Source organism: Halovivax ruber XH-70 (genome assembly GCF_000328525.1).
Classification (GTDB): domain Archaea; phylum Halobacteriota; class Halobacteria; order Halobacteriales; family Natrialbaceae; genus Halovivax; species Halovivax ruber.
Genome location: NC_019964.1, coordinates 2806693 through 2828639 on the forward strand (window position 1 = coordinate 2806693; position 21947 = coordinate 2828639).

Consider the following 21947-nt stretch of genomic DNA (forward strand, 5'->3'; position numbering starts at 1 on the left):
GATGTCACGATGTGTGTCACGGGATGTCGACACACGCTGCAGAGACATGAGAGGTACACACCACTCGACCCTGATCAGGGTCATGGCACTCGTGTTCGCGTTCCTCATGGTGAGCTCCATGCCCGCGATGGCGTTCGCGGGAGGCAGCCTCGGAGGAGCAACGACACAGGCAGATCTCGACAGCGGTGTCGGGACGGAGAGTATCGAATCGGACGCCACGACGGCGTCCGTAGACATTTCAGAAGAGTTGCTAGAATCCGAGGAGCGGATCGAGGCGATCGTCCGCTTCGAGGATGCAGACCTGGCTACGGCATCGTCAGCCGTCGAAGCCCAATCCCTGCTCAAGACGCAGGCCCAAGAGACACAGGGAGACTTCGTCGATTGGGCTCAGGAGACGCCAGGGGTTGCGGTCCAGAACGATTTCTGGGTCACTAATGCCGTGTTGATATCGGTCGACACCGACGCGGCAAGGGAGAACGACCTGTTCGAGAAAATGGCGAATCAGCCACACGTCGAACGGATCCACGAGAACATGGAGTTCTCGCTCCCAGGTGGCGAATCCGCCGACGGCGCCCAGGCTGGTGGATCGGCCAGTGCTGCCGAAACCAGCCCGTCACCCCAGAACGAGAACGTCACGTACGGACTCGACCAGATCAACGTGACTGAAACCTGGTCGCAGTTCGGTACCAAGGGTGACGGCGCGAAGATCGCCGTCCTCGACACGGGTGTCGACGTCAGTCACCCGGACCTCGACCTCTACACCGAGGACGAGTCTGACCCGACCTACCCGGGCGGGTGGGCGGAGTTCGACTCCAACGGTAACCAGGTCGAAGGCTCCGAACCGCACGACAGCGGCGAACACGGGACGCACGTCACCGGCACCGTCTCGGGCGCCGAAGATCCCGCGGGAGACGTGCCAACCTACGGCGTCGCACCGGAAGCCGACGTCATGCACGGGATGGTCCTCCCCGGCGGCGGGGGCTCGTTCGCCCAGATCGCCGGCGGCATCGAGTGGGCGGCCGAAGAGGACGCCGACGTCGTCTCGATGAGTCTCGGCGCGACAGGTAAAAACGGCGAGCTCATCGACGTCGTCGAGAACGCCAACGACGCCGGCACGCTCGTCATCGCGGCGATCGGCAACCAGGGCCTGTTCGACCCGGACCCGCCGGGCTACAGCGCCTCCCCGGGTAACTACTACTCGTCGTTCGGCGTCGGCGCGGTCGACGCCAACGCGGACGTCGCGTCGTTCTCGCTCGGCGAAGAGATCGACACGGCGAGCGCGTGGGGATCCGACGCACCCGATTACTGGCCGGACCAGTACACCGAACCGGCCGTCTCCGCACCCGGTGTCGACGTGCTGAGTTCGGTCCCCGGTGGGAACTACGACGGCTCCTTCTCGGGCACGTCGATGGCCACGCCGCACGTCGCCGGCGCGGTCGGGCTGATGGTCTCGGCCTCCGGCGACGCTGCCAGCAACGAGATGATGGTCGACGCGCTCGAGGAGACGGCCTGGAAACCCGACGACTGGGACCAGCCGGCCGACGAGCGTGACAACCGCTACGGCAGCGGGATCATCGACGTCCCCGCCGCGACCGCCCTCGTGGCGCTCGACAGCGGGGTCAACGGCACGGTGACCGACTCGGCAGGCGAGCCGATCGAGGGCGCGACCGTCTCCCTCGACGCCGGTCGAACCGCCCAGACGGACGGAAACGGCAGCTACCAGCTGCTGGCTCAGCCCGGCACCTACGAGGTGACGGCGAACGGCTTCGGCTACGCCGAGACGAACGCGACCGTCGAGATTCCGGACAACGAGACGGTCGTAGAGCAAGACTTCGAACTCGCCGACGGGCTCGGAACCGAACTCCTGTCGGGACAGCCCGAAGACGTCAACCGGGGCGAGTCGTTCACGGTGACCGCCGACGTGGCGAACGTCGAGACGATCACGATCGACAACCTCGGTGGCTACGACGGTGACCTCACCCTCACCGTCAACGGTGACGAAGTCGCGGTGGGCGAACCGCACGACTTCGACGAACCGTTCACCGGCGAGCTGACGGTCGACGTCCAGACCGATTCGCTCGGCGTCGGGGACATCGAACTGCACCACACGTTCGACGGACTCGGCGATCAGAGCGAACTGACGACCGGGCCGACGACCGTCTTCGAGGATGTCTACTCGGTCGCGGTCCTCGACGACTCCTCGTCGGCCACCGACACGCTCGTCAGTCGGATCGAGGACAACACACCCGGCTACGTCGAGGTCGACGCGGTCTACGACGACGCCGGTGATGCACTCGCCGACGATCCCGCCTCCTACGACGGCTGGATCGTCCACAATATTCCGGCAGACGACGCCGGAGCGTTCGTCGACGCGACCGACGACGCGCTGACGGGCGTCGTCTGGATGGACCAGTGGGGATCGGGCAGCGACGCGATCCCGTCGAAATCCGCAGCGGTCGGGAACCCGGCCGAGACGGATCAGGGCTTCTCCGCGCCGAACCCGAGCATGGAGATCCTGGACGAGCACCCGATCTTCGACGGCGTCGGCGAGCCCGGCGACGAGGTGCAGCTCCACACCGCCGGCTTCGCCGACACGACCTGGTTCGACGGCTACGACGGCCAGGTCATCGGGCACGTTCAATCCGGTTCGGTCACGGATGGCTCCGGCCTCGGCATCGACGCCGAGAAACAGAGCGTCCTCCTCGCGTCGTCCGGCCTCACGACCTTCGTGGACGCGGGAGACTACACGGCCGAGGCAGACGCGATCTTCGGCAACGCCGTCACCTGGGCGGCCGAGCCGCCCCACAGCCGCATCGTCGAAGACCAACCAGACCACGTCGCCGAGGGCGAGGACGTCGGCGCGACCTTCGACGTCGAGGGCCTCGAGAAGGTCTCGACGAGCCTGCACGAGTCCTCGACGATCGATCAGGACGACCTGATGCTGTATCTCGACGGGTCCGTCAACGCCTTCGACCAGTGGCGATCCTACCCCGACTACGTCACGAAAGAGGACTACTCGGTCCACGTCGAGGTCGACGAGGGTGCGGTCGGCTCCGTCGTCCTCGAACACACGTTCGTCGATCGACAGGGCGAGGAGATCGTCCTGACGACCGGGCCCACGGCCGTCTACGACGCGCCGCTAGACGTACCCGGTGACGTCGGCACGATCCAGGAGGCCGTCGACCTCGCACCCGACGGCGCCGAGATCGTCGTCGCCGACGGCACCTACGAAGAGGCCGTCACGATCGACGAGACGCAGGATCTGACGCTCACGAGCGCCGACGGCGCGATGCCAACGATCGTCGCCCCCGAGGACGCCTCGGGTGACACCGTCTCGATCGGTGCCGACGGCGTCAGCCTGAGTGGATTCGACGTCGACGCCGGTGGCAACGGCGGCGTCGCCGTCACGGCGGCCGACGCCACCGTCTCAGATGTGAGCGTGTCGAACGCCAGTAGCGCCATCTCGCTCGACGGCGCGACGGGCGCGGCCGTCTCCGACGTCAGCGTCTCGGACGCCGCGACCGGCATCGCCGTCTCGGACAGCCGGAACAGTTCCGTGACGAACGGCGAGGTTTCGGCGACCGACATCGGCGTCGGCGTCGCCAACTCCGAATTCGTCGACGTCTCCGAGACGTCGGTCGACGCGGGCGAGCACGGCATCGGGATCGATGGCGCTGACGCCATCACCGTGACGAACAACTCCGTGACGAACGCGTCGGTGGGCATCGGCGCCACCGACAGCGCCGTCGACACGATCTCCGGTACCGACGCGACCGACGTCGGCGTTGGAATCGGCATCGACGGTGGGTCGGTCGAAGCCGTCACCGAGAACGGCGTGACGGGAGCGGAGACCGCTATCGCCGTCGAGAACGACGCCAGCGTGGCCGACCTCTCGCACAACGATGTCGCCGACAGCACGGCCGGACTCTCGATCGCTGGTTCGTTCACGAGCGTCGACGCCACGATGAACGCCATCGCGGCCGAGACCGGGATCGAGACGGGTGACGTCTCGAACGACCGTGTCTCGATCGGCTTCAACGACCTCGAAGCGACCGAGACCGCCATCGCCCACACCGGCGAAGATGCGTTAGACGCGCGTCACAACTGGTTCGGCGACCGCGGCCCGGTTGCGAACAACGGCGTCAGCGGCGACGTCGTCTACAGTCCGTTCCTGACCGAGGCGCCTGACAGCGTCGACGCGAACACGACGGAGATCGCCGTCGACGTCGTCATGGACGAAGGCGGGACGTACACGATCGGCGTGCCCGGCACGACCGATCAGACCGTCAGCGACGTCTTCGGCGACGACTTCGGCGGGACGGCCTACGGCTACGATTCCGGTGACGGGAAGTGGAACCAGCTGAACGACAACCACGACCTGAGTTCCCTCTCGGCGATCCTCGTGACCGACGCCGACGCGGGCGCCGCCGTCCTCGACTTCCAGGTCGAAGACGACTTCACCCTGCCGGGCTCCGAGAACCTGAACCAGGGCTGGAACCTGGTGAGCCCGACCGCCTACACGGACACGGCGGACGGCTTCGGGAACTCGAACAGCCCCGACAACGTCCACGTCGCCTACGACCACGGGTCGAACCACCTCGGTGAGACCGTCGACGCGCTCGGCAACGAGTACGACGGCGACGCGGAGGTGAACCCGTTCGGCGGCTACTGGGTCCACATCGAGAGCGAGGACGACGAATATCAGCAAAGCGTCGACCTCGAACGGAACCCAACGACCGACGAGCTCTATTCGGAACTCAGCCTGCTGTCGTCGGACGATGACGACGGCGACGACGGGCCGACGCTGCCCGACGAGGTGAACGTGGCCGTCGTCGACGAAGCGAATTACCACGAGGGTGCGCTCGAAGGCGTCCTCGACGAGCAACTCGACAGCCGCTACACGGTCGAGACGCTCACGGCCGACCAGGTCATGGATTCGATGGGCGACTACGACGTCTTCGTCGTCCAGCGCTTCGGGAGCGACGAACTCGCCCAGGACTTCACCGATGCGCTCGGCCCCAACCAGGCGACGATTTACCTGGATTCCTACCAGGGTGGCACGTCCGAGGCCTACGCGGACGGCGTCTACCGGCTCCACAACATCCGCGAGGATCCGGCCGTCCGGACCGAGGAGGCCACGGCCACCGACGGTGAACCGGTCGAACTCGACATCAACGCGGATCACCCGATCTTCGAGGATGTCGGGAGCGCCGGCGACACCGTCACGGTCTACGACGGCTCGACGACCTGGGGCGCCTGGTTCGACGACTACGGCGGGACGGTTCTCGCCGACGGCGACTGGAGCGCCGGCATCGACGGCGAGCACGAAGGCAGCGCAGTCGCGGTGGACACGGATCGAAACGAGATCCTGAACACGGCCATCGCGCGCGACTACTTCACCGACGAAGAGAGCTTCACGGAGGCGGGCAGTCAGTTGCTCGCGAACTCCGTCGAACACGGCGCTGACCTCGCGTTCGGCGTCGCGTCCGCGGGCGAGAGCGAGACGAGCGCCCCGAGCGCCAGCGCCGCGATCGGACCCGCACCGACCGGCGCCATCGCCGGCTAGACGCACCGATTCCTGACCACCCATTTATCGATACACACCACTCCAATGCACCCAAACTCACGAATCCGAACGGTCGCCCTGGTCGTGATAGTTACCATGGTCGCGGTGAGTACGCTTTCCGCCGCCCCGATCGCAGCGAGCGACGATCCGCCGCCACCGCCACACTCGTTCCACGGCGAGGTGTACGTCGACGGCGAGCCAGCACCGCCTGGCACCGAGATCGTCGCCATGATCGACGGCGAGGAGCGTGGCGAAATCGTCGTCTCCGAGAACGGAACCTACGGCGGCCCCACGGTCGGCGACGAGAAGCTCGTCGTCCACGGCGAGGAGGGCGACGATGGGAAGGAAATCACCTTCCTCGTCGACGGCGAGGCGGTGAGCGAAACCGCCACGTGGACGGCAGGCGGCGACGACGAATTCCACCTCGTCGTCGGCGACGCGCCCAGCGGCGGTGGCGGCGGTGGATTCGGCGCCCCGCCATCGGATAGCGACGGCGACGACGGCGGATCCGCCCAGGCAACGTCTGAGGAGACGGACGGCGACGATGACGAGAACGCTGGCGATGGGACTGACGATGGAGACTCGGACGGCGACGACAGCGACGAAGCCACCAGCGAAGACGGTGACGACGGCTCCGGATCGCCAGACGACGATGCGTCGTCGATGCCCGGCTTCGGGAGTGCCAGCGCCCTCCTCGGCCTGCTCGCGAGCGTCGCCTTGCTCGCTCGGCGCCGGTAACGGCACCTCCTGACGCCCACTGTGGGCGTTTTTCGACGGGCTGATTGCCCTACTGCTATCAACGGCTCGAGACACAAACGGAGCAAAGCGCGAGCGCCGTGAGCAAGGTGGCCGAGCGGATAGTCAGCCGCACTCCCAGAGGTCCGCAGTGAGTCGATCGGCCCACCGGATGTTTTCACCGGGTTCGACATACGCCTCGTGCCCGGAGACGACGTCAGTGACGTCTACGCTCTCGAAGATCGCTGGCGGACCGGCCAGGGAGTCACGACAGTCGACTCCGCGACACCCGAGGCCGGCACTGCGCGAGAGGAGTCGATAGAGCCAGCAGACGGTCCGGTCGGTTCTGGAGTGGTAGGACAGCACCCGTGTGGCCGACTCGCGGATACCGGCTGTGTACCGGGTCCCATCGCAGACGGAATCGGCGTCGACACCGGGGGCCAGGAGGGCGACGGTATCGACGACGAGGTCGCCAGCGAGGTCGACGAGCGCCTCGAGGACCACGCGAGCGCCGAGCGAGTGGGCGAGCAAGACGAGAGTCGCGTCGGACGCCCGCGAACGAATCGTCCGAAGCCGGTCGGCGAGCCGACGGCCGGCAGCGTCCGCCCGCCGGCGCGCCCGCCAGAAGTTGACCGTGTGTGCGTCCCACTGGGCCGGGACGACCGAAACGTCGACGCCGCGGCGGTCGAACGCCCGTTCGAAGTCGGCGGCGTACCCGTCACTCGCCGTCCGCCCGAACCAGCCGTGGACGAAGAGACAGCAGGTATCACCGTCCCAGAACTCGGCCGGGGTGGTCGGGGCGGGTTCGGTCAGGTCCACCACGGGAGCGTCACCGTCGGTCATTGGATCGAACGATCGTCGAACAGCCAGCGACGTCGAGACGGGTCGCTGACCAGACAGGTTGCGATGCGCGTCGAGCGCCGATAGTCGTTTCGACGAGACGGTTGTGCTCGCTCCCGGTGGTCGCTGCGCGCACTGCCACTGGTCTGCTCAAATCTCCGTGTTAGGGTTTCCTTCAGCACAGACTGCTCGCTACGCTCGCAGTGTTGTGCTGAAGAGAAACGTCCTGACGGAGATTTGAACTCCGGTCCCTGGCTCCGCAAGCCAAGAGGATAGTCCACTACCCTACCAGGACTCGAATATTCCTATCGCGGGTTCGGTTAAAGCCCTTTCGAAACGGACACGTGCAGTCCGGTGATTGCACCGCAAATAATGTTGATACGGCACGCCCGCGAGAGGGTAAAATACAGTCGGTGAAATACCTATTTCACCCTCCAGAACAGATTTTATAATTGGCGGCGAAGTGGGGGTATGCGCCGACGCAAACTGCTCGCAGGCCTCGGAAGCACAGCAACGATCCCACTCGTCGCCGGTTGTCTCACCGACGACGACGAGGATGATGACGAAAACGAGGAGGAAGAGGAGAACTCCTCCGACGACGGCAACGAATCGATCGACGATGGGGAAAACGGCTCGGAGGACGGGAACGAATCCGATGACGGAAACGAGTCCGAAGACGGGAACGACAACGAGTCGACGACGAATTCGATCGAGACGCTCTCACAGACCGAACTCGACGACGCTGCCGAAGACGACCGAAACGTTGAGGCCACCGCGACGGTCACGGCCGACGGCGAGAGCGTCGTGATCGAAGGACAGCTCGAAGCAGCGACGCCGTGTCACGAAGCCGTCGTCACCGGCACGACGCTGGAAGACGGCACGCTGACGGTGAGGGTCGGGCTCGAGAAGACGGACGCCGACACGTGTACGCAGATGATCAGTCAGATCGACTACAAGGCAACGGTCGACATCACGGACGGTGAGGCGACATCAGTAGTCGTCGTTCACACCGACAGGGTCGACGAGACGACCGCCGCCGACACCGAGCTGTAACCAGTTCGCGAATCGCGACTATCGCCCCGCTGACGACACCCCCAGCCTCACCGCCAGATCACTTTTCTTCGCAGTTACCCGCCTCCGGGTGCCGATTCGTCGCGAACCAGCCAGCGCGTTTGACAATACTTATGCGCGGTTGCATCCTGTTCGGGCATAGCATGAGCGACATCGAGGGGATCTACGAGGATCTCGAGGCGGACGTCTCCCTCGAGAAGTTTCGCGAGGCCGTCGAGGCCAAAGTCGAGCAAATGGGCGGGCTCGCGGACGAGGAGACGGCCGCCATGCTCGTCGCCCACGAGGTGGGCGAGAGCGAGGTCGGCGGGATCGCAGACATCGAACCGGGAATGGAAGAGGTGAAATTCGTCGCGAAGGTGACGAACGTCGGGGAGGTGAAGACCTTCGAACGCGAGGGCGAGGACGACGACGGCCGCGTCGTCAACGTCGACGTCGCCGACGAGACAGGGGCCGTCCGGATCACCTTCTGGGACGAGCGTGCCGTAGCCGCCGTCGAGGAACTCGAAGCGGGACAGGTGCTCCGGATCAAGGGCCGACCGAAGGACGGCTACAGCGGCGTCGAGGTCAACGTCGACGAGGCCCAGCCGGACGACGACACGGAGATCGAGGTGAACGTCTCGGATACACACACCGTCGAGGCCCTCACGATCGGGCTCTCGGACGTCACCCTCGTCGGCGAGGTGCTGGAGACGGGTTCGATACGCACGTTCGACCGCGACGACGGCTCCGAGGGGAAGGTCTCGAACCTCACCCTCGGCGACGAGACCGGACGCGTGCGCGTCACTCTCTGGGACGAGCAGGCCGATCTCGCCACCGAAATCGACGACAGCGAGGTCGTCGAGGTGGTCGACGGCTACGTCAAAGAACGCGACGGAAACCTCGAACTCCACGTCGGCAATCAGGGAACGGTCGAGGTCGTCGACGAAGACGTCCAGTACGTCCCGGACAGCACACCGATCGAGGACGTCGAGATCGACCAGACGGTCGACCTGAAAGGCGTCGTCCGCTCGGCCGACCCGGTTCGCACCTTCGACCGCGACGACGGCTCCGAGGGACAGGTTCGAAACATCCGCGTGCAGGACGCGACGGGTGACCTCCGGGTCGCGCTCTGGGGCGAAAAGGCCGACATCGACATCGGCCCCGGCGACGAGGTCGCGCTGGCCGACGTCGAGATCCAGGACGGCTGGCAGGACGACCTCGAAGCCTCCGCCGGCTGGCGCTCCACCATCACGGTGTTGAACGCGGCCGAGACCGACGCAGGTAGTGACTCGGAAGGGGGCAGCGATTCCTCGAGCCTCTCGTCGTTCGCCGACGGCGGTGGGTCGAAGTCGTCAGCGTCGGATTCGGACGATACCAGCGAGACGAGCGCCGATCCGGCCGAATCGAGCGGCCCGGCGGACGGCGAGGAGATCGAGTTCACTGGCGTCGTCGTGCAAGCGGGCGAGCCAATCATCCTCGACGACGGCGAGACGACGATGCGCGTCGACTCCGGGACCGACGTCGGTCTCGGCGAAGAAGTGACCGCCCGTGGGCCGGTCGACGACGGCGTCATCGACGCCGAGGAACTCTTCTAGCAACCGGGTTCCCCCGATACCTGACCGGTCAGTGACGGAAGGGTTAAGGGGGTCACACGCGGCCGTTTTCGTATGAACGTCGAGTTGCCGTTCGCGCCGGTGGACACGGTTATCCGCCGAAATTCGGACGAGCTGCGCGTCAGCGCCGACGCCGCCGAAGAACTGGCACGGCGGATCCAGCTCCACGGGGCCAGCCTCGCCGAAACGGCCGCACAACAGGCCGAAGCCGACGGTAGAAAGACCCTCATGGCCGAGGATTTCGACGTCGAGACGGTGATCGACGACGACGAGTTGACGCTCCCGATCGCCCCCGTCGACCGGATCGCACGCCTCGACATCGACGACCGCTATCGAGTGTCGATGGACGCCCGGATCGCCCTCGCGGACATCCTCGAGGACTTCGCCGACAACGTCGCCCGGGCGGCGGCGATTCTCGCTCGACACGCCGACCGACGCACCATCATCGACGACGACATCGAGACCTACTTCGCCCTCTTCGAGTGACCACCTGATGCGCTTTGGGTACAGCGAGACCTGTCTGCGACACGACCCCGGCCCGCGCCACCCCGAGGCACCGACCCGTCTCGACGCGATTCGCGACCGACTCGCGAGCGTCCACGGTGTCTCCTACGTCGAGAGTGACCCCGCGCCCGTCGAGACCATCGAGGCGGTTCACGACCCGGCGTACGTCGAGGAGTTTCGCTCGTTCTGCGACGATGGCGGTGGCGAGTGGGATCCGGACACCAGCGCCGTCGAGGCGACCTGGGACGCGGCCCTGCAGAGCGCCGGACTCGCCTGTTGGGCCGCCGACGAGGCACTCGCTGGGGAGGTCGGGCGAAAGACGCCATTTTCTATCGGGCGACCGCCGGGCCACCACGCCGTCGCCGACGACGCGATGGGATTTTGCTTCTTCAACAACGTCGCCGTTGCCGCCCAGCACGCTATCGACGACGACGGCGGCGCCGATCGGGTCGCGATCGTCGACTGGGACGTCCACCACGGAAACGGCACGCAGGATCTGTTTTACGACCGCGAAGACGTCTTCTTCGCGTCGATCCACGAAGATGGGCTCTACCCCGGCACCGGCGAGGTCGACGAGACGGGCGAGGGGGCCGGCGAGGGAACCACGATGAACGTCCCGATGCCCGATTCGGCGACCGACGCCGCGTACCTGGCTGTCTTCGACGAGCTACTCGGGCCGGCACTTCGTGACTTCGACCCCGATCTCCTCCTGCTAAGCGCCGGGTTCGACGCCCACCGACACGATCCGATCTCGCGGGTCCGACTCACCACGGAAGCCTACGCGCTGATGGCCGATCGCGCCCGGTCGATCGCCGAAAGCGTCGACGCCGGACTGGCTGTCGTCCTCGAAGGCGGCTACAGTCTCGACGTACTCGCCGACAGCGTCGCACTCGTGCACGAGACATTCGACGGTCGCGAGCCGATCGAACCCGACGACGGGATCGACGAGTCGGTCGACGCACTCCTCGACGACGTGGCGTCCGCTCACGGACTGGACCGATAGGGAGTCTGTCGGGACAGGAACGACGAACCCGTCGACAGAACCCGACGTGAGTCGTGCCGACGGGTCAAACCGACGGTCGAACGTACCTCGCCAGCTCGAGCCCGAACTCTGGACAGAGTTCAGTGACGTCGTCGCCCTGCAGCACGTCGTAGCCTTCCTCGAGTGCGGTCTCGACGTGGGCGCCGAGACGAACGCCGAAGAGGGCGTCACTATCGAGGAACGCTGGGGCAGTCCGATACTCGCGTTCGCGTTCGACGACGTAGCGATCGCCGTCGAGGTACGGGCCATAGACGTCCGGGTCGTCGGCGTAGGCGTCGAAGAACCCCTCGGCGTGCTCGCGGACGTGGACCGGCGGCCCCTCGTGAGGCTCGATCGCCGGGCGCTCGGCGACGGCGAGTTCGACCCAGAGGACGGCCGTCTCGTCGGCCCAGGCGGCGCTCCGGCAGACGTCGAAGCCCTGCCGGTTCAGTGCGTCGACGAGCCCGTCCCGTGACCGTTCGAGCTGTGGGTAGAGTTGATCGTCGACGAGATCGGGTGCGTCGAACCGGATCGCGACCGGCGTGGTGGCGCGGTCGGCCAGCACGGTCTCGAGTTCGGCGGGTGTGAGCGGCTCCGGATCGGCGGATTCGAAGTGGTCGAGTTCGGGATCGGCGAGGAGCGCTCGGGCGTGGTGCTGAAAGCGAGCGACGTTCTCGGCCGAGCAGACCGCGGCGACGTTGCGGCCGGGGTCGGTCGGGTCGATGACGATCAGTGGATCGTCGAAGGGGAGGTCGACGTCGTCGACCTCCGGGTCACGAGACGGTGACGGTGCCGTCTCGCCGTGCGCTTCGGGGTCGAGGTGGACTGGCGGGTGCCAGTCGGCCGCCGCCTCGAGGAGTGGGCGAAAACCGCCGTACTCGAGGACGAGTAATTCCGTGAGGTAGCCGCTGAAGCCGCGTGTTCGGAGGTCGCTCCCGTAAACACCGATCGCTTTCAGGAACGCCTTCGCGAGGCGCACCTCTGCAGTGAGGGCGGGATCGAGTCGTTCCTGCAAGTACGTCGTGTGGAACGGCGTTCGATCGACGGCCGACCGGATGTCGGTCGCGGCATCGAGACGGTAGCATGGCACGACGTCGACCGCGAAGCCATCGCGCTCGCCGGTCACGTATGGATGCTCGGCGTACTCCTCGTGCCCGTCGGGCAGCGTCTCGTGCCCGACCGCGAGGCCATCCCGTTCGAGCGTCTCGCGGTCGGTACCTGCCGGAAAGCGCACGAAGACGTCGATGTCCCGATCCCCACTGATCCAGGTGTCCCGTGCCGTCGAGCCGACCAGCATGACGTCCGCGTCCGGATGACGCTCGGTCACCGCCGTTTCGGCCCGATCGAGCAGGGAATCGGCGACGGCGTCCAGCGCGGCTCGTTCGTTCGCGTCGGGTTCGACGCGATCAAGAACCGTCGACAGCACGTCCGCGAGCCGGTCGTCACCGTCGGTACTCATCGACTGACGCTTCGCGGGCCCGTCGGGAAAGCGTATCGAAGCGTCACGGCCCGCTCGGACGCCCTGCGTGCAACTGATTCGCAGGCCGGCAAAGCGAAAGCCCTATGAAACACTCTCGTCTACTCGAAATCGAGCCGAAGTAGCTCAGATGGTAGAGCACCTCGCTGTTAACGAGGTTGTCCCAGGTTCGAGTCCTGGCTTCGGCGTCCACTTCTCACAGTTTTCTCGTGAGGAGCGGTAGCTCCGAGCGAACTCGAGTGAGAAGCGGACGGTACAAACAGGACTCGGACACGCGAGTCGCAGCCCCGGAACGGCCGAACGGAGCGCGGTTCGGAACGAGGTGAGAACCGCGTTGCGAACGGTGAAACCGTGAGCAGTGTGAGGACGCACGCTCGAAACGTCTCGCATCTATTCGAGTCTTGGCTTCAGAACAGTTCTTTGAACAGTGCCCAAGGAAATCTGCGCGAGCTGTCGGAGTCGCGACGGAGTTTCGAATACATCATAGTAATAAGCACTAAGTACGGCCGAATTTCATGCACCTCTAATGACTAATTATTCGAAGTCCAGACGATCACTGCTGGCCGCAGTTGCGAGTGGTGCGGCAATAAGCGCAGCGGGCTGTACAGAGATGGCCGATGAGACGCCCGATGACGAGGACGATGGCGGTTCGGGCAAGGCGACGATTGCACTCTCAGAACAGTTGACAGCTACGGAGATCCGGATCGATTCGATCGAGACGGAGGTCGACGCACAACTCGAGGTCGTCGGTGAAAACGGTAGAGCAGTCGCGCAACCCGTCGTGCTCGATGCCGGTGACGAATTGACAGATTACACTATTTCGTACACGGAGGCGCTCGACGAGTCGCAGACGGTGACGGCCAAGGTCGTCGCCGATGGGGAGGGGACACTCGCGTCCGCGTCGGCCTCCGTACAGCCCGGCCTCGTCGAACTCTCGACGGAAACGGTGACGCTCGTGGACGCGTCGCCCGACCACGGATTCGAGTACCCGTACTTCGCGTACGTTCCGGCGGACATCGGCTCGAACGGGCCGGTATACGTAGAACCGAACAACACCGGAACATCCACTGACGATTTCGAGAAACACCGTTTGCGTGCCAGAGAGCTGCTCAAGTCGGAAGCCTGGCAGCGAAAGATCCCGGAACAGCTCGGCGTCCCGTATCTGGTCCCCGTTTTCCCGCGGCCACGGGACGACCCGGAGAGTTGGCGCCACTACGTACACGCGCTGGACGCGGAGACGATGTCGATCGACGACGGGCCGCTGAAACGCGTCGATTTGCAGTTGCTCTCGATGATCGATCACTTCCGTGCGTCGTTGAAGGGGTCGCTCGGGTACACGGCCGCAACTGACGTCCACCTTAACGGGTATTCGGCGTCCGGAAATTTCGTCAACCGATTCACGGCACTCCACCCGGACCGAGTACGGGCCGTCACCGCAGGTGGCGTCAACGGAACCCTGATACTCCCCCGTTCAGCGGCCAAAGACAGGTCGCTTCCGTACCCGATTGGCGTCGAAGACGTCACCGACCTGACCGGCGACGAGTTCGACGAGGCCGCGTGGACATCGGTGCCACAGTTCGTCTATCTCGGTGAGGAAGATACCAACGACACGATTCCGTACGACGACGCGTGGAACGCGGAGCTTCGAGAGATCGCACTCGACGTCTACGGCGAAGATATGCAGGACGATCGGATGCCGTACTGCGAATCTGTCTACGAGGATGCGGGGGCGAACGCTCAGTTTCACGTCTACGGAACAGTCGGTCACACCGTCGGGAGGTGGATGATTCGCGACATCTACGAATTCCACCACAATCACCTCGAGGGTGAGAGCGACTTCAAGCCGATCGACGTTCGGGATGCACCGGCGATCGATGTCGGTTTCGAAACGCCGCCGAGCGGTGGCGATACGCAGATCGACGTCCGGATCACCATCCCAGCAGACTTCATCCTCGACGGGACGTTCTCCGGCGGGTCCGTCTCTGTGATGCTGGATACGGGCACCGAAATCGAGTGGAGAAATCGCATCGGTCTCACGGGAGATCGCCACATCCTGCCGGACCAGCTACCGGCCGAAGAGGTTAGATCGTTCAGCACGGACCAAGTGCTAGAGTCCGGCACGCAGGTTACCGTCGGGTTGATGGACGGCGCGATCGTCACGGACGAAACGGTCACCGTCGAGTGATCGAGACAGGGGGAACGCACTCCAACGGACGTTACTCTCGGAGCAGCCCCCTGGTCGCTTCCCAGCCTATTTCGCAATCGGGCGACGAAGGGTCGGTATGACGCCTTCAGAGCGACGAACGACGGATCACCACGGTCACGACGTCGTCGACCCACTGTCCGTCGCGGTCGTGACGGTGTCCAGTTCACGAGCGGCGCAGCGGTCGGATCCGGACGCCGAAATCGACGATCCCGGCGGCGATACGGTCGCAACGTGTTTCGAAGGCAAGGGACACGAGGTCCGCGAGCGGGTGCTGGTCCGGGACGATTTCGCGGCGATTCGCTCTGCAGTACGGGGCCTGGCCACCCGCCACGAAATCGACGTGGTCGTGACGACCGGCGGAACGGGTGTGAGTGCGGACGACGTCACGCCAGAAGCGGTTTCGTCGCTGTTCGAACGCGAACTGCCCGGGTTCGGCGAGCTGTTCCGCATGCTCTCGTGGGAAGAAGTCGGGACGCGAGTGATGGCCTCTAGAGCGACCGCCGGGCTCGCCGCGGACACGCCGGTGTTCTGTCTCCCGGGGAGTCAGAGCGCCTGCGAAACGGCCTGCGAAGAGTTGATCGTCCCCGAAACGCCACACCTCGCTGGCGTGGCCACCGCGCATCGGATAACAGTCGAGGGAACGATGCGGGACGGCGACGAGGAGTGACGGGAGTCGCGCCGGACAGAAACTGTTACTACCGTGGCGAAATTTCCCTGAGACGAGGGCCCTTAGCTCAGTCTGGTAAGAGCGCTCGGCTCATAACGAAGCCGGTGTCTCCGGAATCGTGGGATACCGAGTGGTCGTTGGTTCGAATCCGACAGGGCCCATGCAGAAACTACTCGATTTGTGACCGCCCCGGGAAAGGCGTTTTTCGGGCACATCACCCGCATAATAACCCGTTTTCCTGATTCGGAAATCGGGAGTTCGAAAGTGGAGCCCAGGTGGCTACTACTCGCGGGTCGCCGCCGTCTTGCGATTTCTATAGCCGTAAATTGGTGGTCAGAATGAGCTCGAAATTTGCCGCAATCGAGCTCGAAACACTTCAAAAGCGCGCTTCCAGCAATCCGGCACCCGAGAAGGACCGGGAATTTCGCTGCCCGGAGTGTAACGCCCGTTGCACGCGGCTCCTCGACGGGCAATCGGAGGCGGGCCACGCGCGGACGTGTTCTCGTCGTCTAGAGCGTACAGGTTCGTATAGAGTGGGTCCGACTGTCGCTGGCGAGACGGAGGCTGGGCAATGACGGGATTCGTCCCCGCGTCGTCGCTATACAACGTCGAGACGCAGACGTCGATTCCACACCCCGCAGTCGACGAATCCACCCCAGACCGTGAGAAGAGTGAGGGTTCCCAAGGTGATTCGGCATGAGCCGTCTCGTCGAGCGAGACTGTCCTCGGTGTGGGGAGCCCGTCTCTGCATCGCGTCCCTTGTGTCCCGAGTGCTCTCGCGAGATCAACCGCGTCCGAGGTGACGTCTTGTGAGCGTCGCGGACAACGCGGACTGGGGACGGACCGTTGAGACTGCCGCGTGCGAACGCTGGCCGCTCGAGCACGTCGCCGGCGACGACAGCGAACCCGACTGGTTCGACGCGCGGTTCGTCGCGCCCCTCGAAACGGAACTCGCTCCCGTTCCGATCGTCGAGGCCGGGACGCCAGTCGAGGTCAAGTCCTGTCGACGGCGGTATCAGGGGCGATATGGACGCTGGTGGATCAAGCGTGAGAGTCACGAGCAGCTGCTCGAGGCCGGCGGCGAGTACGTTCTGGCAGTGACAGACCGATCCGGAATCGTGCGGATGTCGCTGCTGGACGCGGAGACGGTCGACTGTCTGTTTTCGACCTGGTGGGGAACAGGTAACGGTGGAAAGGACGCCGAGGAGTACCGACAGGTTCCGTGGACGGCTGTCTTCGATGACCTCGTCGGGCAAGGAGGTGAGGTCCTGTGACGCGCTGTTACGAGTGTTCCGCGTTCGTCGATTCGCAACTTGTTGCGGTGAACATTCCGCCGGACGAGGACTACGGATTCACGCTCTGTGTCTCCTGCCAGCCGTTGTATCCCCGTGACCGTCAGTACAGGCCCCGACGTCTCCCTAATCTGTCCTGTATTCCGCTTCGGGAGGGTGATCTGTCGTGAGCGTCGAGCCTGACCGGGACCTGAGTTCCGAGCTCGCGAGTCCGAAGTCGGGCCTCCAGGGCTTTCCCGTCGACGCGATCTGCACCGGCTGCCAGCGCGTCCACGTCAAGCAGGTACGCCCGGAAGACGTCGGCCAGTCGGTTAACGTCGATCCAGTGACGCTCGAGGCGGCTGCGCTCACGTCGTTCAAACACGTCTGCCACCGGTGCGGGTCGGCGACGTGGTGGAACCCGACGGCTGTGCTGTCCGGGTTGATCGAGACCCAGCGGTCCGCGGAGGAGTGACCGATGTCGCAGGTCGCGGACGCCCCTCACGAGAGCCACGGCCGGTGGAAGTGGGACGAGTGGGGCCGCGGTCCATATCAGGCGCTCTCGAAGGTGATGCTCGGACCACCGTACGAGGGATACCTCGAATTCACGACCGAAATCGACGGCGAACCCTGGTTCATCAAAGTGAAGTATTCGAAATCGGGGTTTGCACCGGCGGAGAGCGATCCGATAGATGCTCCTCGTCTCTACGAGTGGGACATTATCGGCCGTGGGCCGGGTGAATCGAAGTCCACATACAACATCTCTCCGCGGTTCACCGATATGCGCCATTGGGAGACCGGTGAACCGGTGAATCTCCCGTGGGAGAACCAATTCGGCGAGACCGAAGGCGTCGACGTCGAGTATAAGCCCTCGAACGTGACGCCCGAGCGGGCGCTCGAACTGCTGCCCGAATTCTTCCAGGCGATCTTTGCGGAGGCCGGCGAGCCGGTGTATCGCGAGTACTTCCGTGAGCCGCCACATCCAGAGTACAGCCGCGAGTGGGCACACGAGCGATACGTGCGTGCTCGACGAGAATGGGCCGAGCGGATGGCACAATCGGGTGTCCTCCAGAAGATCACGCACCACTTGGCCGATACCGAGGGCGTGAAGATGACGCTCGATATCGACAACGAGGAGGTCGTGAACCACCAGAACCGGCTTACTCTCCCGCCGTCAGCCGTGAGCGAACTGTTTCCCGGCCACAGCTACGGTCGTAAGTTCGAGATCTACCTACTCGCCGATCCGGACGCAGTGAGCAAGGATCACCCGTCCTACCACCCGAAGGTGGAGGTCCTCGTGAACCAGTCGTTCAACGACGGCGAGTCATGGGCGTGGGCCGAGCGCCAGAAGGTCGTCGAGGAGATCGAAGAAACGCTGATGAACTTCCTGGCGTGGGAGGACATCCCGCTAAATCCGGACGGCAGCGGCGTGTACGTCGCAGACGACCACTTTGCCGCGGAGACGCGAGAGAAACCTGTCGAGATCTACCAGGACCCGACGCCTGGCCTCGAAGCGAAAAGTGACCACCTGCTGGTGACTACGCTGCGCGAGATGGGCGATACGGCCGAGGAGGTCGCCGGCACGATCGCGACGGACGGCGGCCAGCGGGTCGGCGACCTGGCCGACACACTGGGGAAGCACCCCGCGACGATCTACCGGGCGATACAAGAACTCGGCGAGCTCGTCGAACTCGATTCGGGCCACGTCTCTTACCGGGCGCGGAAGTTCCAGGAGGAAATTCGTGCGCTCGTCGAGAGCGCCGAGTACGCCATCGAGAGCACGGCTGACCGACTCCAGCAGGTGATGCACCTCGCGGAGCACGTGGCTGATGTCTCGCCGTTTCAGCAGTGGGTCGCGGAGTACGGCGCCGAGATGCGATACGACGACAAGACCGGTGATCCGGAGACGCTTCGGATTGACGGCATTCTATCCTGGCTGAAGACGAGTTCCTACGAGTCGGTTCAGGCGGCAGCTCGCCAGGCGATCGAGAAGTGGCGCCACTCGGGGAACGATCCGGCGGTGATCCGTGGCGCGATCATTAAGTGGCAAACGCCGGACGGCGGGACTGAGACTGGCTATATCGGCGCCGTCGCCGACCGCTGAAACGGCCCTCGTAGTGGCAACGCTTTTTTGGCACTTATTTTAAGCAAATAGACCTTCGTCTGTTAGTGTCTGTTCCAATTTTGGTTGCGTTCGAGCCGTGGGCATGGGTTCGACCGACGTGATCGAACCGCAACCCCTGCGGGTCGTTTCGCGCTGCGCGCGAAAACCCCTTGGGGCGTGTCCCCAAGGGGACAGAGCCAAAAAATTACACTGCCCCCGCCCCTCTCCGCACTGCAGATCTCCAGTTGAAGCAGTCGAAACGTTTAGACACCGATCCGACTATAGTCCTGTAAGCAGGTAATGGCTTTACTTACTCTGTTTCAACGTCTCTGCTGGTGTTCCATGTCATGTCAGCCTATACAGACTATGCACCAATCCTGGGAAGATACATTATTAATGATTCTCTGAGAACTGACTTGACAACGATGGAATCTGGAGTCGGAAACGGGTCAGCGATACAACTTATTCAACTCTTCATAGTGATTTTTGCAGGGTTTGCTACGCTACTCTGGCGGATCTATGAGACAGACGTTGAGGAAATGCAGTCCGGTAGTCCGGAGATATTAGCGTGGCTTTTCATGTCGATCAGTGTTATGCCGATATATCCAGCATTTCTGTTAAGTTTAATTCTGTTGACTCGTGGGGGTAGTGTACTAACAGAATATATCGCGTACCTGCTCGGTATTTTCATTACGATTCCAATATTGATATTGACCTCAATTAACCTTCATGTGGGGGTGATGAACAGTGAAGACATAGAATTTTCACCATATCAACGGGCGATAATTTGCGTGTCTACGATTGTAGTTTGGGCATCTCTATTAGCGATAGTTGCTTGGCATTTATCCCCGGGAGCGTTGGATTCTATATTGAACTGCTATCAATAGCCAATACCAACTCATTGGGGCCGTTCTCTTTACGATTGATGTCCATCATCTGCCTTGCCCCACCTTCATCAAGGACTTGTTTTAGTTCACTAACTTTTTCCTCAGGACCATGGCCCATCCCTCGTACGTGGATATACTCAATATCAACAGGCAGAGTGTCTAGGTGGTTGCTTTTTTGTAAGACTAGATAACGGAGTTCACCGACACTGAGATCGGCCCCTCCTGATACGAAGATGACAAAGGGGCGATTTCGGATGAGGTCATTAAACAAGTCTTGGAAATCTTTGTCTTGAGTATCGCTATCTGAAAGCTGGTCGTAGATGTCACGGAATAAGCCGTGCTCTTCAAAGTAACCAGCTGAACAAAGACTTGGCACATTCTGCGCGGGAGTATCGTATTTATCGCCTAGCTTCCCTCGACGTTCGTACTCCTCATTGGGATCCACGTTGAAGTTATCAAAATACTTGCTGAGGTGATATGCTTCCTCGAGCATACTGCTTTGTGCGGAAGTTAGAACTGGGTCAAAAAAGTCCATCACGTCGTTAACGTCGCCTTTGCTTGCCCGAATGGAGAGATAGAGCCCAAACGCCGACTCGGTGAATGCACGCCCTTTTTCTTCTCGCCAGTATTCCTTTAGTTCTTCCTTGCTATCACCCCAATCTCCTCGGGTTGGATCAACCGTTACTATCTTCTCTGTTCTATCAATATCAAACGGTTGGCTACCCGATACGTTTCCGATTTTTATTATGTATTCATCGTCAAGAACAGGTTCATCAGTCCCATGGTTGGCCGTTGCTGTATCTGATTCTGTGTCAGAACCAGACGGGGAAAAGGGACTCAAATCTGAAGGGAGGTCAGTATCTGGATAAAGCTTCCTGAAAAATTCCCGTACCACGGTTATTCTTCAACTTCGGTAGTATAGTGTAGAATATCTCCGACATCGTCCTTTACATAATGTTCGGAGCCATGATAGACAATACCAAGATCTTCAATCGTTAGCTTTTTTCCAGTATTGTCGTCTTTGACTATCTCACCAGAGTTTCGATCGCGGAGATACCCTTCATCAGTTATGATCTTATTGAAGAGATCTGCTAAATACTCTTTTCTGTCCTCTCCAAACACGATCTCTGGTGACATAGTCAACCTCTTGGTCAGTCTTTATCGGCCATGTGCCTTGAACCTTATTCTCTACTTTTTACCATGCGGCTATAGCTACAGTAGCCTACTAGAAGTTTGTAGACTATAATAAGGCTATGGGCAGTGCCGGTGATATACACGTCTGAAAAGTAGGAAACTATGGATTGATAAAATACACAAAGAGAATACCCTGTACTCCTCCACCGTCAATAATAACTCCCTGGGGTCGCACGTCGAGAGAATCCGTTTCCCGAATATGAACACGAGCACGAGCCAACGGTGTTCATATCGCGCCAATCTAACTACGATCGAGAGCGCGATCCGCACTGATCGCGGTCGTGGGCTGTAGACTACTTAAACGAATCCCGTTCCAGTGACCGTAAAAATCTAGGATTTGCGGCTCGTGTTCACGAGTATGGGACAAACTACGATCCCTTCGAGCGTTCGAATTCGTACTGACGATGGCAACAAGTGGCGGTTCCGATCAATCGAGAAAGCAGCCGAATTCTACGGCTGCAATCGGAGCGACGCGGTCGCTTACGCCTGTGAGGATCTCGTCTCGCAGGTTGGGGCCGCCAGGAAGGTCCTCAATCGCGAGGATTTAACCACCGAGCAGCGCAAAGAAATCGCCGAGACGCTGTCGACCAGAGCGGTAACGTTCGAAGTCAGCTCGGTTACTGAAATACAGAAGGGGTAAGAGTTGGAGTCACCGCACTCGACAGCTGATGGAGATAGTTTAGCCGTTCAAATGTGAAATAGTTGAGGCAACCGTATCAATGGTACTCCGGAGTGACACTGATAATCATAACAATGACGTTTGTAAATTAGGCTATAGCGGCAAATAGCTGGGTTTCACACACAAACTACTC

16 protein-coding genes and 3 tRNA genes are annotated in these 21947 nt (G+C 62.4%); 14 read left to right on the plus strand and 5 right to left on the minus strand.

The annotated features are described in order from the left end of the window. Positions 1-82 precede the first annotated feature (82 nt). Positions 83-5566 carry a S8 family serine peptidase gene (locus HALRU_RS13510; RefSeq protein WP_015301947.1) on the plus strand — a complete coding sequence of 1828 codons (5484 nt, stop codon included), beginning with the start codon at positions 83-85 and terminating at the stop codon, positions 5564-5566. A gap of 96 nt (positions 5567-5662) precedes the next feature. After that, entirely contained in the window at positions 5663-6304 is a 642-nt protein-coding gene (locus HALRU_RS13515) for a PGF-CTERM sorting domain-containing protein (protein WP_015301948.1), read from the plus strand. Positions 6305-6427: 123 nt separating this feature from the next. Here HALRU_RS13515 and HALRU_RS13520 read toward each other — a convergent pair whose 3' ends face one another. Together HALRU_RS13520 and HALRU_RS13525 are read right to left on the minus strand one after the other, a co-directional pair. After that, positions 6428-7144, minus strand: a complete 717-nt coding sequence (locus HALRU_RS13520) for a DUF726 domain-containing protein (protein ID WP_015301949.1) — start codon at positions 7142-7144, stop codon at positions 6428-6430. Between the two features lie 219 nt (positions 7145-7363). Beyond that, positions 7364-7436: transfer RNA gene (locus HALRU_RS13525), tRNA-Arg, on the minus strand. Between the two features lie 176 nt (positions 7437-7612). Between HALRU_RS13525 and HALRU_RS13530 the strand changes: the two genes are divergently transcribed. The 4 genes from HALRU_RS13530 (at position 7613) to HALRU_RS13545 (ending at position 11311) form a co-directional block, all read left to right on the plus strand. Next, positions 7613-8194, plus strand: coding sequence for a hypothetical protein (locus HALRU_RS13530; RefSeq protein WP_015301950.1), 582 nt, complete (start codon positions 7613-7615; stop codon positions 8192-8194). Between the two features lie 161 nt (positions 8195-8355). Next, on the plus strand, positions 8356-9786 hold the full coding sequence (locus HALRU_RS13535; protein WP_148680540.1) for a single-stranded DNA binding protein: 1431 nt from the start codon (positions 8356-8358) through the stop codon (positions 9784-9786). Between the two features lie 72 nt (positions 9787-9858). Then, a complete protein-coding gene (locus HALRU_RS13540; protein WP_015301952.1) occupies positions 9859-10290 on the plus strand; it encodes a histone in 432 nt (143 codons plus the stop codon). 7 nt (positions 10291-10297) lie between these two features. Continuing rightward, positions 10298-11311, plus strand: coding sequence for a histone deacetylase family protein (locus tag HALRU_RS13545; protein ID WP_015301953.1), 1014 nt, complete (start codon positions 10298-10300; stop codon positions 11309-11311). A 64-nt stretch (positions 11312-11375) separates the two neighbouring features. Here HALRU_RS13545 and cca read toward each other — a convergent pair whose 3' ends face one another. Further along, positions 11376-12788: a CCA tRNA nucleotidyltransferase gene (cca, locus tag HALRU_RS13550; RefSeq protein WP_015301954.1), complete on the minus strand. Its 1413-nt coding sequence runs from the start codon at positions 12786-12788 to the stop codon at positions 11376-11378. A gap of 133 nt (positions 12789-12921) precedes the next feature. Between cca and HALRU_RS13555 the strand changes: the two genes are divergently transcribed. The 7 genes from HALRU_RS13555 (at position 12922) to HALRU_RS13585 (ending at position 19054) form a co-directional block, all read left to right on the plus strand. Then, positions 12922-12994, plus strand: a tRNA-Asn gene (locus HALRU_RS13555). A gap of 422 nt (positions 12995-13416) precedes the next feature. Then, entirely contained in the window at positions 13417-14991 is a 1575-nt protein-coding gene (locus HALRU_RS13560; RefSeq protein ID WP_148680541.1) for a hypothetical protein, read from the plus strand. 97 nt (positions 14992-15088) lie between these two features. Beyond that, positions 15089-15679 (plus strand): MogA/MoaB family molybdenum cofactor biosynthesis protein, encoded by a 591-nt coding sequence (locus HALRU_RS13565; RefSeq protein WP_015301956.1) that lies wholly within the window; start codon positions 15089-15091, stop codon positions 15677-15679. 56 nt (positions 15680-15735) lie between these two features. After that, positions 15736-15840 (plus strand) — tRNA-Ile (locus tag HALRU_RS13570). A 648-nt stretch (positions 15841-16488) separates the two neighbouring features. Continuing rightward, entirely contained in the window at positions 16489-16953 is a 465-nt protein-coding gene (locus tag HALRU_RS13575) for a hypothetical protein (RefSeq protein WP_015301958.1), read from the plus strand. A 184-nt stretch (positions 16954-17137) separates the two neighbouring features. Continuing rightward, positions 17138-17425, plus strand: coding sequence for a hypothetical protein (locus HALRU_RS13580; protein ID WP_015301959.1), 288 nt, complete (start codon positions 17138-17140; stop codon positions 17423-17425). 3 nt (positions 17426-17428) lie between these two features. Next, the gene (locus HALRU_RS13585; RefSeq protein ID WP_015301960.1) at positions 17429-19054 is read left to right on the plus strand and encodes a DUF7845 domain-containing protein; all 1626 of its coding nucleotides are present in this window, start codon (positions 17429-17431) and stop codon (positions 19052-19054) included. Between the two features lie 864 nt (positions 19055-19918). Here the strand turns inward: HALRU_RS13585 and HALRU_RS13590 are convergent. Continuing rightward, on the minus strand, positions 19919-20782 hold the full coding sequence (locus HALRU_RS13590) for a hypothetical protein (RefSeq protein ID WP_216086539.1): 864 nt from the start codon (positions 20780-20782) through the stop codon (positions 19919-19921). Between the two features lie 56 nt (positions 20783-20838). Beyond that, positions 20839-21078, minus strand: coding sequence for a hypothetical protein (locus tag HALRU_RS13595; RefSeq protein ID WP_015301962.1), 240 nt, complete (start codon positions 21076-21078; stop codon positions 20839-20841). Between the two features lie 415 nt (positions 21079-21493). Between HALRU_RS13595 and HALRU_RS13600 the strand changes: the two genes are divergently transcribed. Next, on the plus strand, positions 21494-21775 hold the full coding sequence (locus tag HALRU_RS13600; RefSeq protein ID WP_015301963.1) for a DUF7692 domain-containing protein: 282 nt from the start codon (positions 21494-21496) through the stop codon (positions 21773-21775). The last annotated feature ends 172 nt before the right edge of the window (positions 21776-21947 follow it).

Bases quoted from the DNA above. Each gene is read 5' to 3' on its own strand.
- HALRU_RS13510 (WP_015301947.1), top strand. From the start codon at position 83: ATGGCACTCGTGTTCGCGTTCCTCATGGTGAGCTCCATGCCCGCGATG.
- HALRU_RS13515 (WP_015301948.1), top strand. From the start codon at position 5,663: ATGGTCGCGGTGAGTACGCTTTCCGCCGCCCCGATCGCAGCGAGCGAC.
- HALRU_RS13520 (WP_015301949.1), bottom strand. From the start codon at position 7,144: ATGACCGACGGTGACGCTCCCGTGGTGGACCTGACCGAACCCGCCCCG.
- HALRU_RS13530 (WP_015301950.1), top strand. From the start codon at position 7,613: ATGCGCCGACGCAAACTGCTCGCAGGCCTCGGAAGCACAGCAACGATC.
- HALRU_RS13535 (WP_148680540.1), top strand. From the start codon at position 8,356: ATGAGCGACATCGAGGGGATCTACGAGGATCTCGAGGCGGACGTCTCC.
- HALRU_RS13540 (WP_015301952.1), top strand. From the start codon at position 9,859: ATGAACGTCGAGTTGCCGTTCGCGCCGGTGGACACGGTTATCCGCCGA.
- HALRU_RS13545 (WP_015301953.1), top strand. From the start codon at position 10,298: ATGCGCTTTGGGTACAGCGAGACCTGTCTGCGACACGACCCCGGCCCG.
- cca (WP_015301954.1), bottom strand. From the start codon at position 12,788: ATGAGTACCGACGGTGACGACCGGCTCGCGGACGTGCTGTCGACGGTT.
- HALRU_RS13560 (WP_148680541.1), top strand. From the start codon at position 13,417: ATGGCCGATGAGACGCCCGATGACGAGGACGATGGCGGTTCGGGCAAG.
- HALRU_RS13565 (WP_015301956.1), top strand. From the start codon at position 15,089: ATGACGCCTTCAGAGCGACGAACGACGGATCACCACGGTCACGACGTC.
- HALRU_RS13585 (WP_015301960.1), top strand. From the start codon at position 17,429: ATGTCGCAGGTCGCGGACGCCCCTCACGAGAGCCACGGCCGGTGGAAG.
- HALRU_RS13595 (WP_015301962.1), bottom strand. From the start codon at position 21,078: ATGTCACCAGAGATCGTGTTTGGAGAGGACAGAAAAGAGTATTTAGCA.
- HALRU_RS13600 (WP_015301963.1), top strand. From the start codon at position 21,494: ATGGGACAAACTACGATCCCTTCGAGCGTTCGAATTCGTACTGACGAT.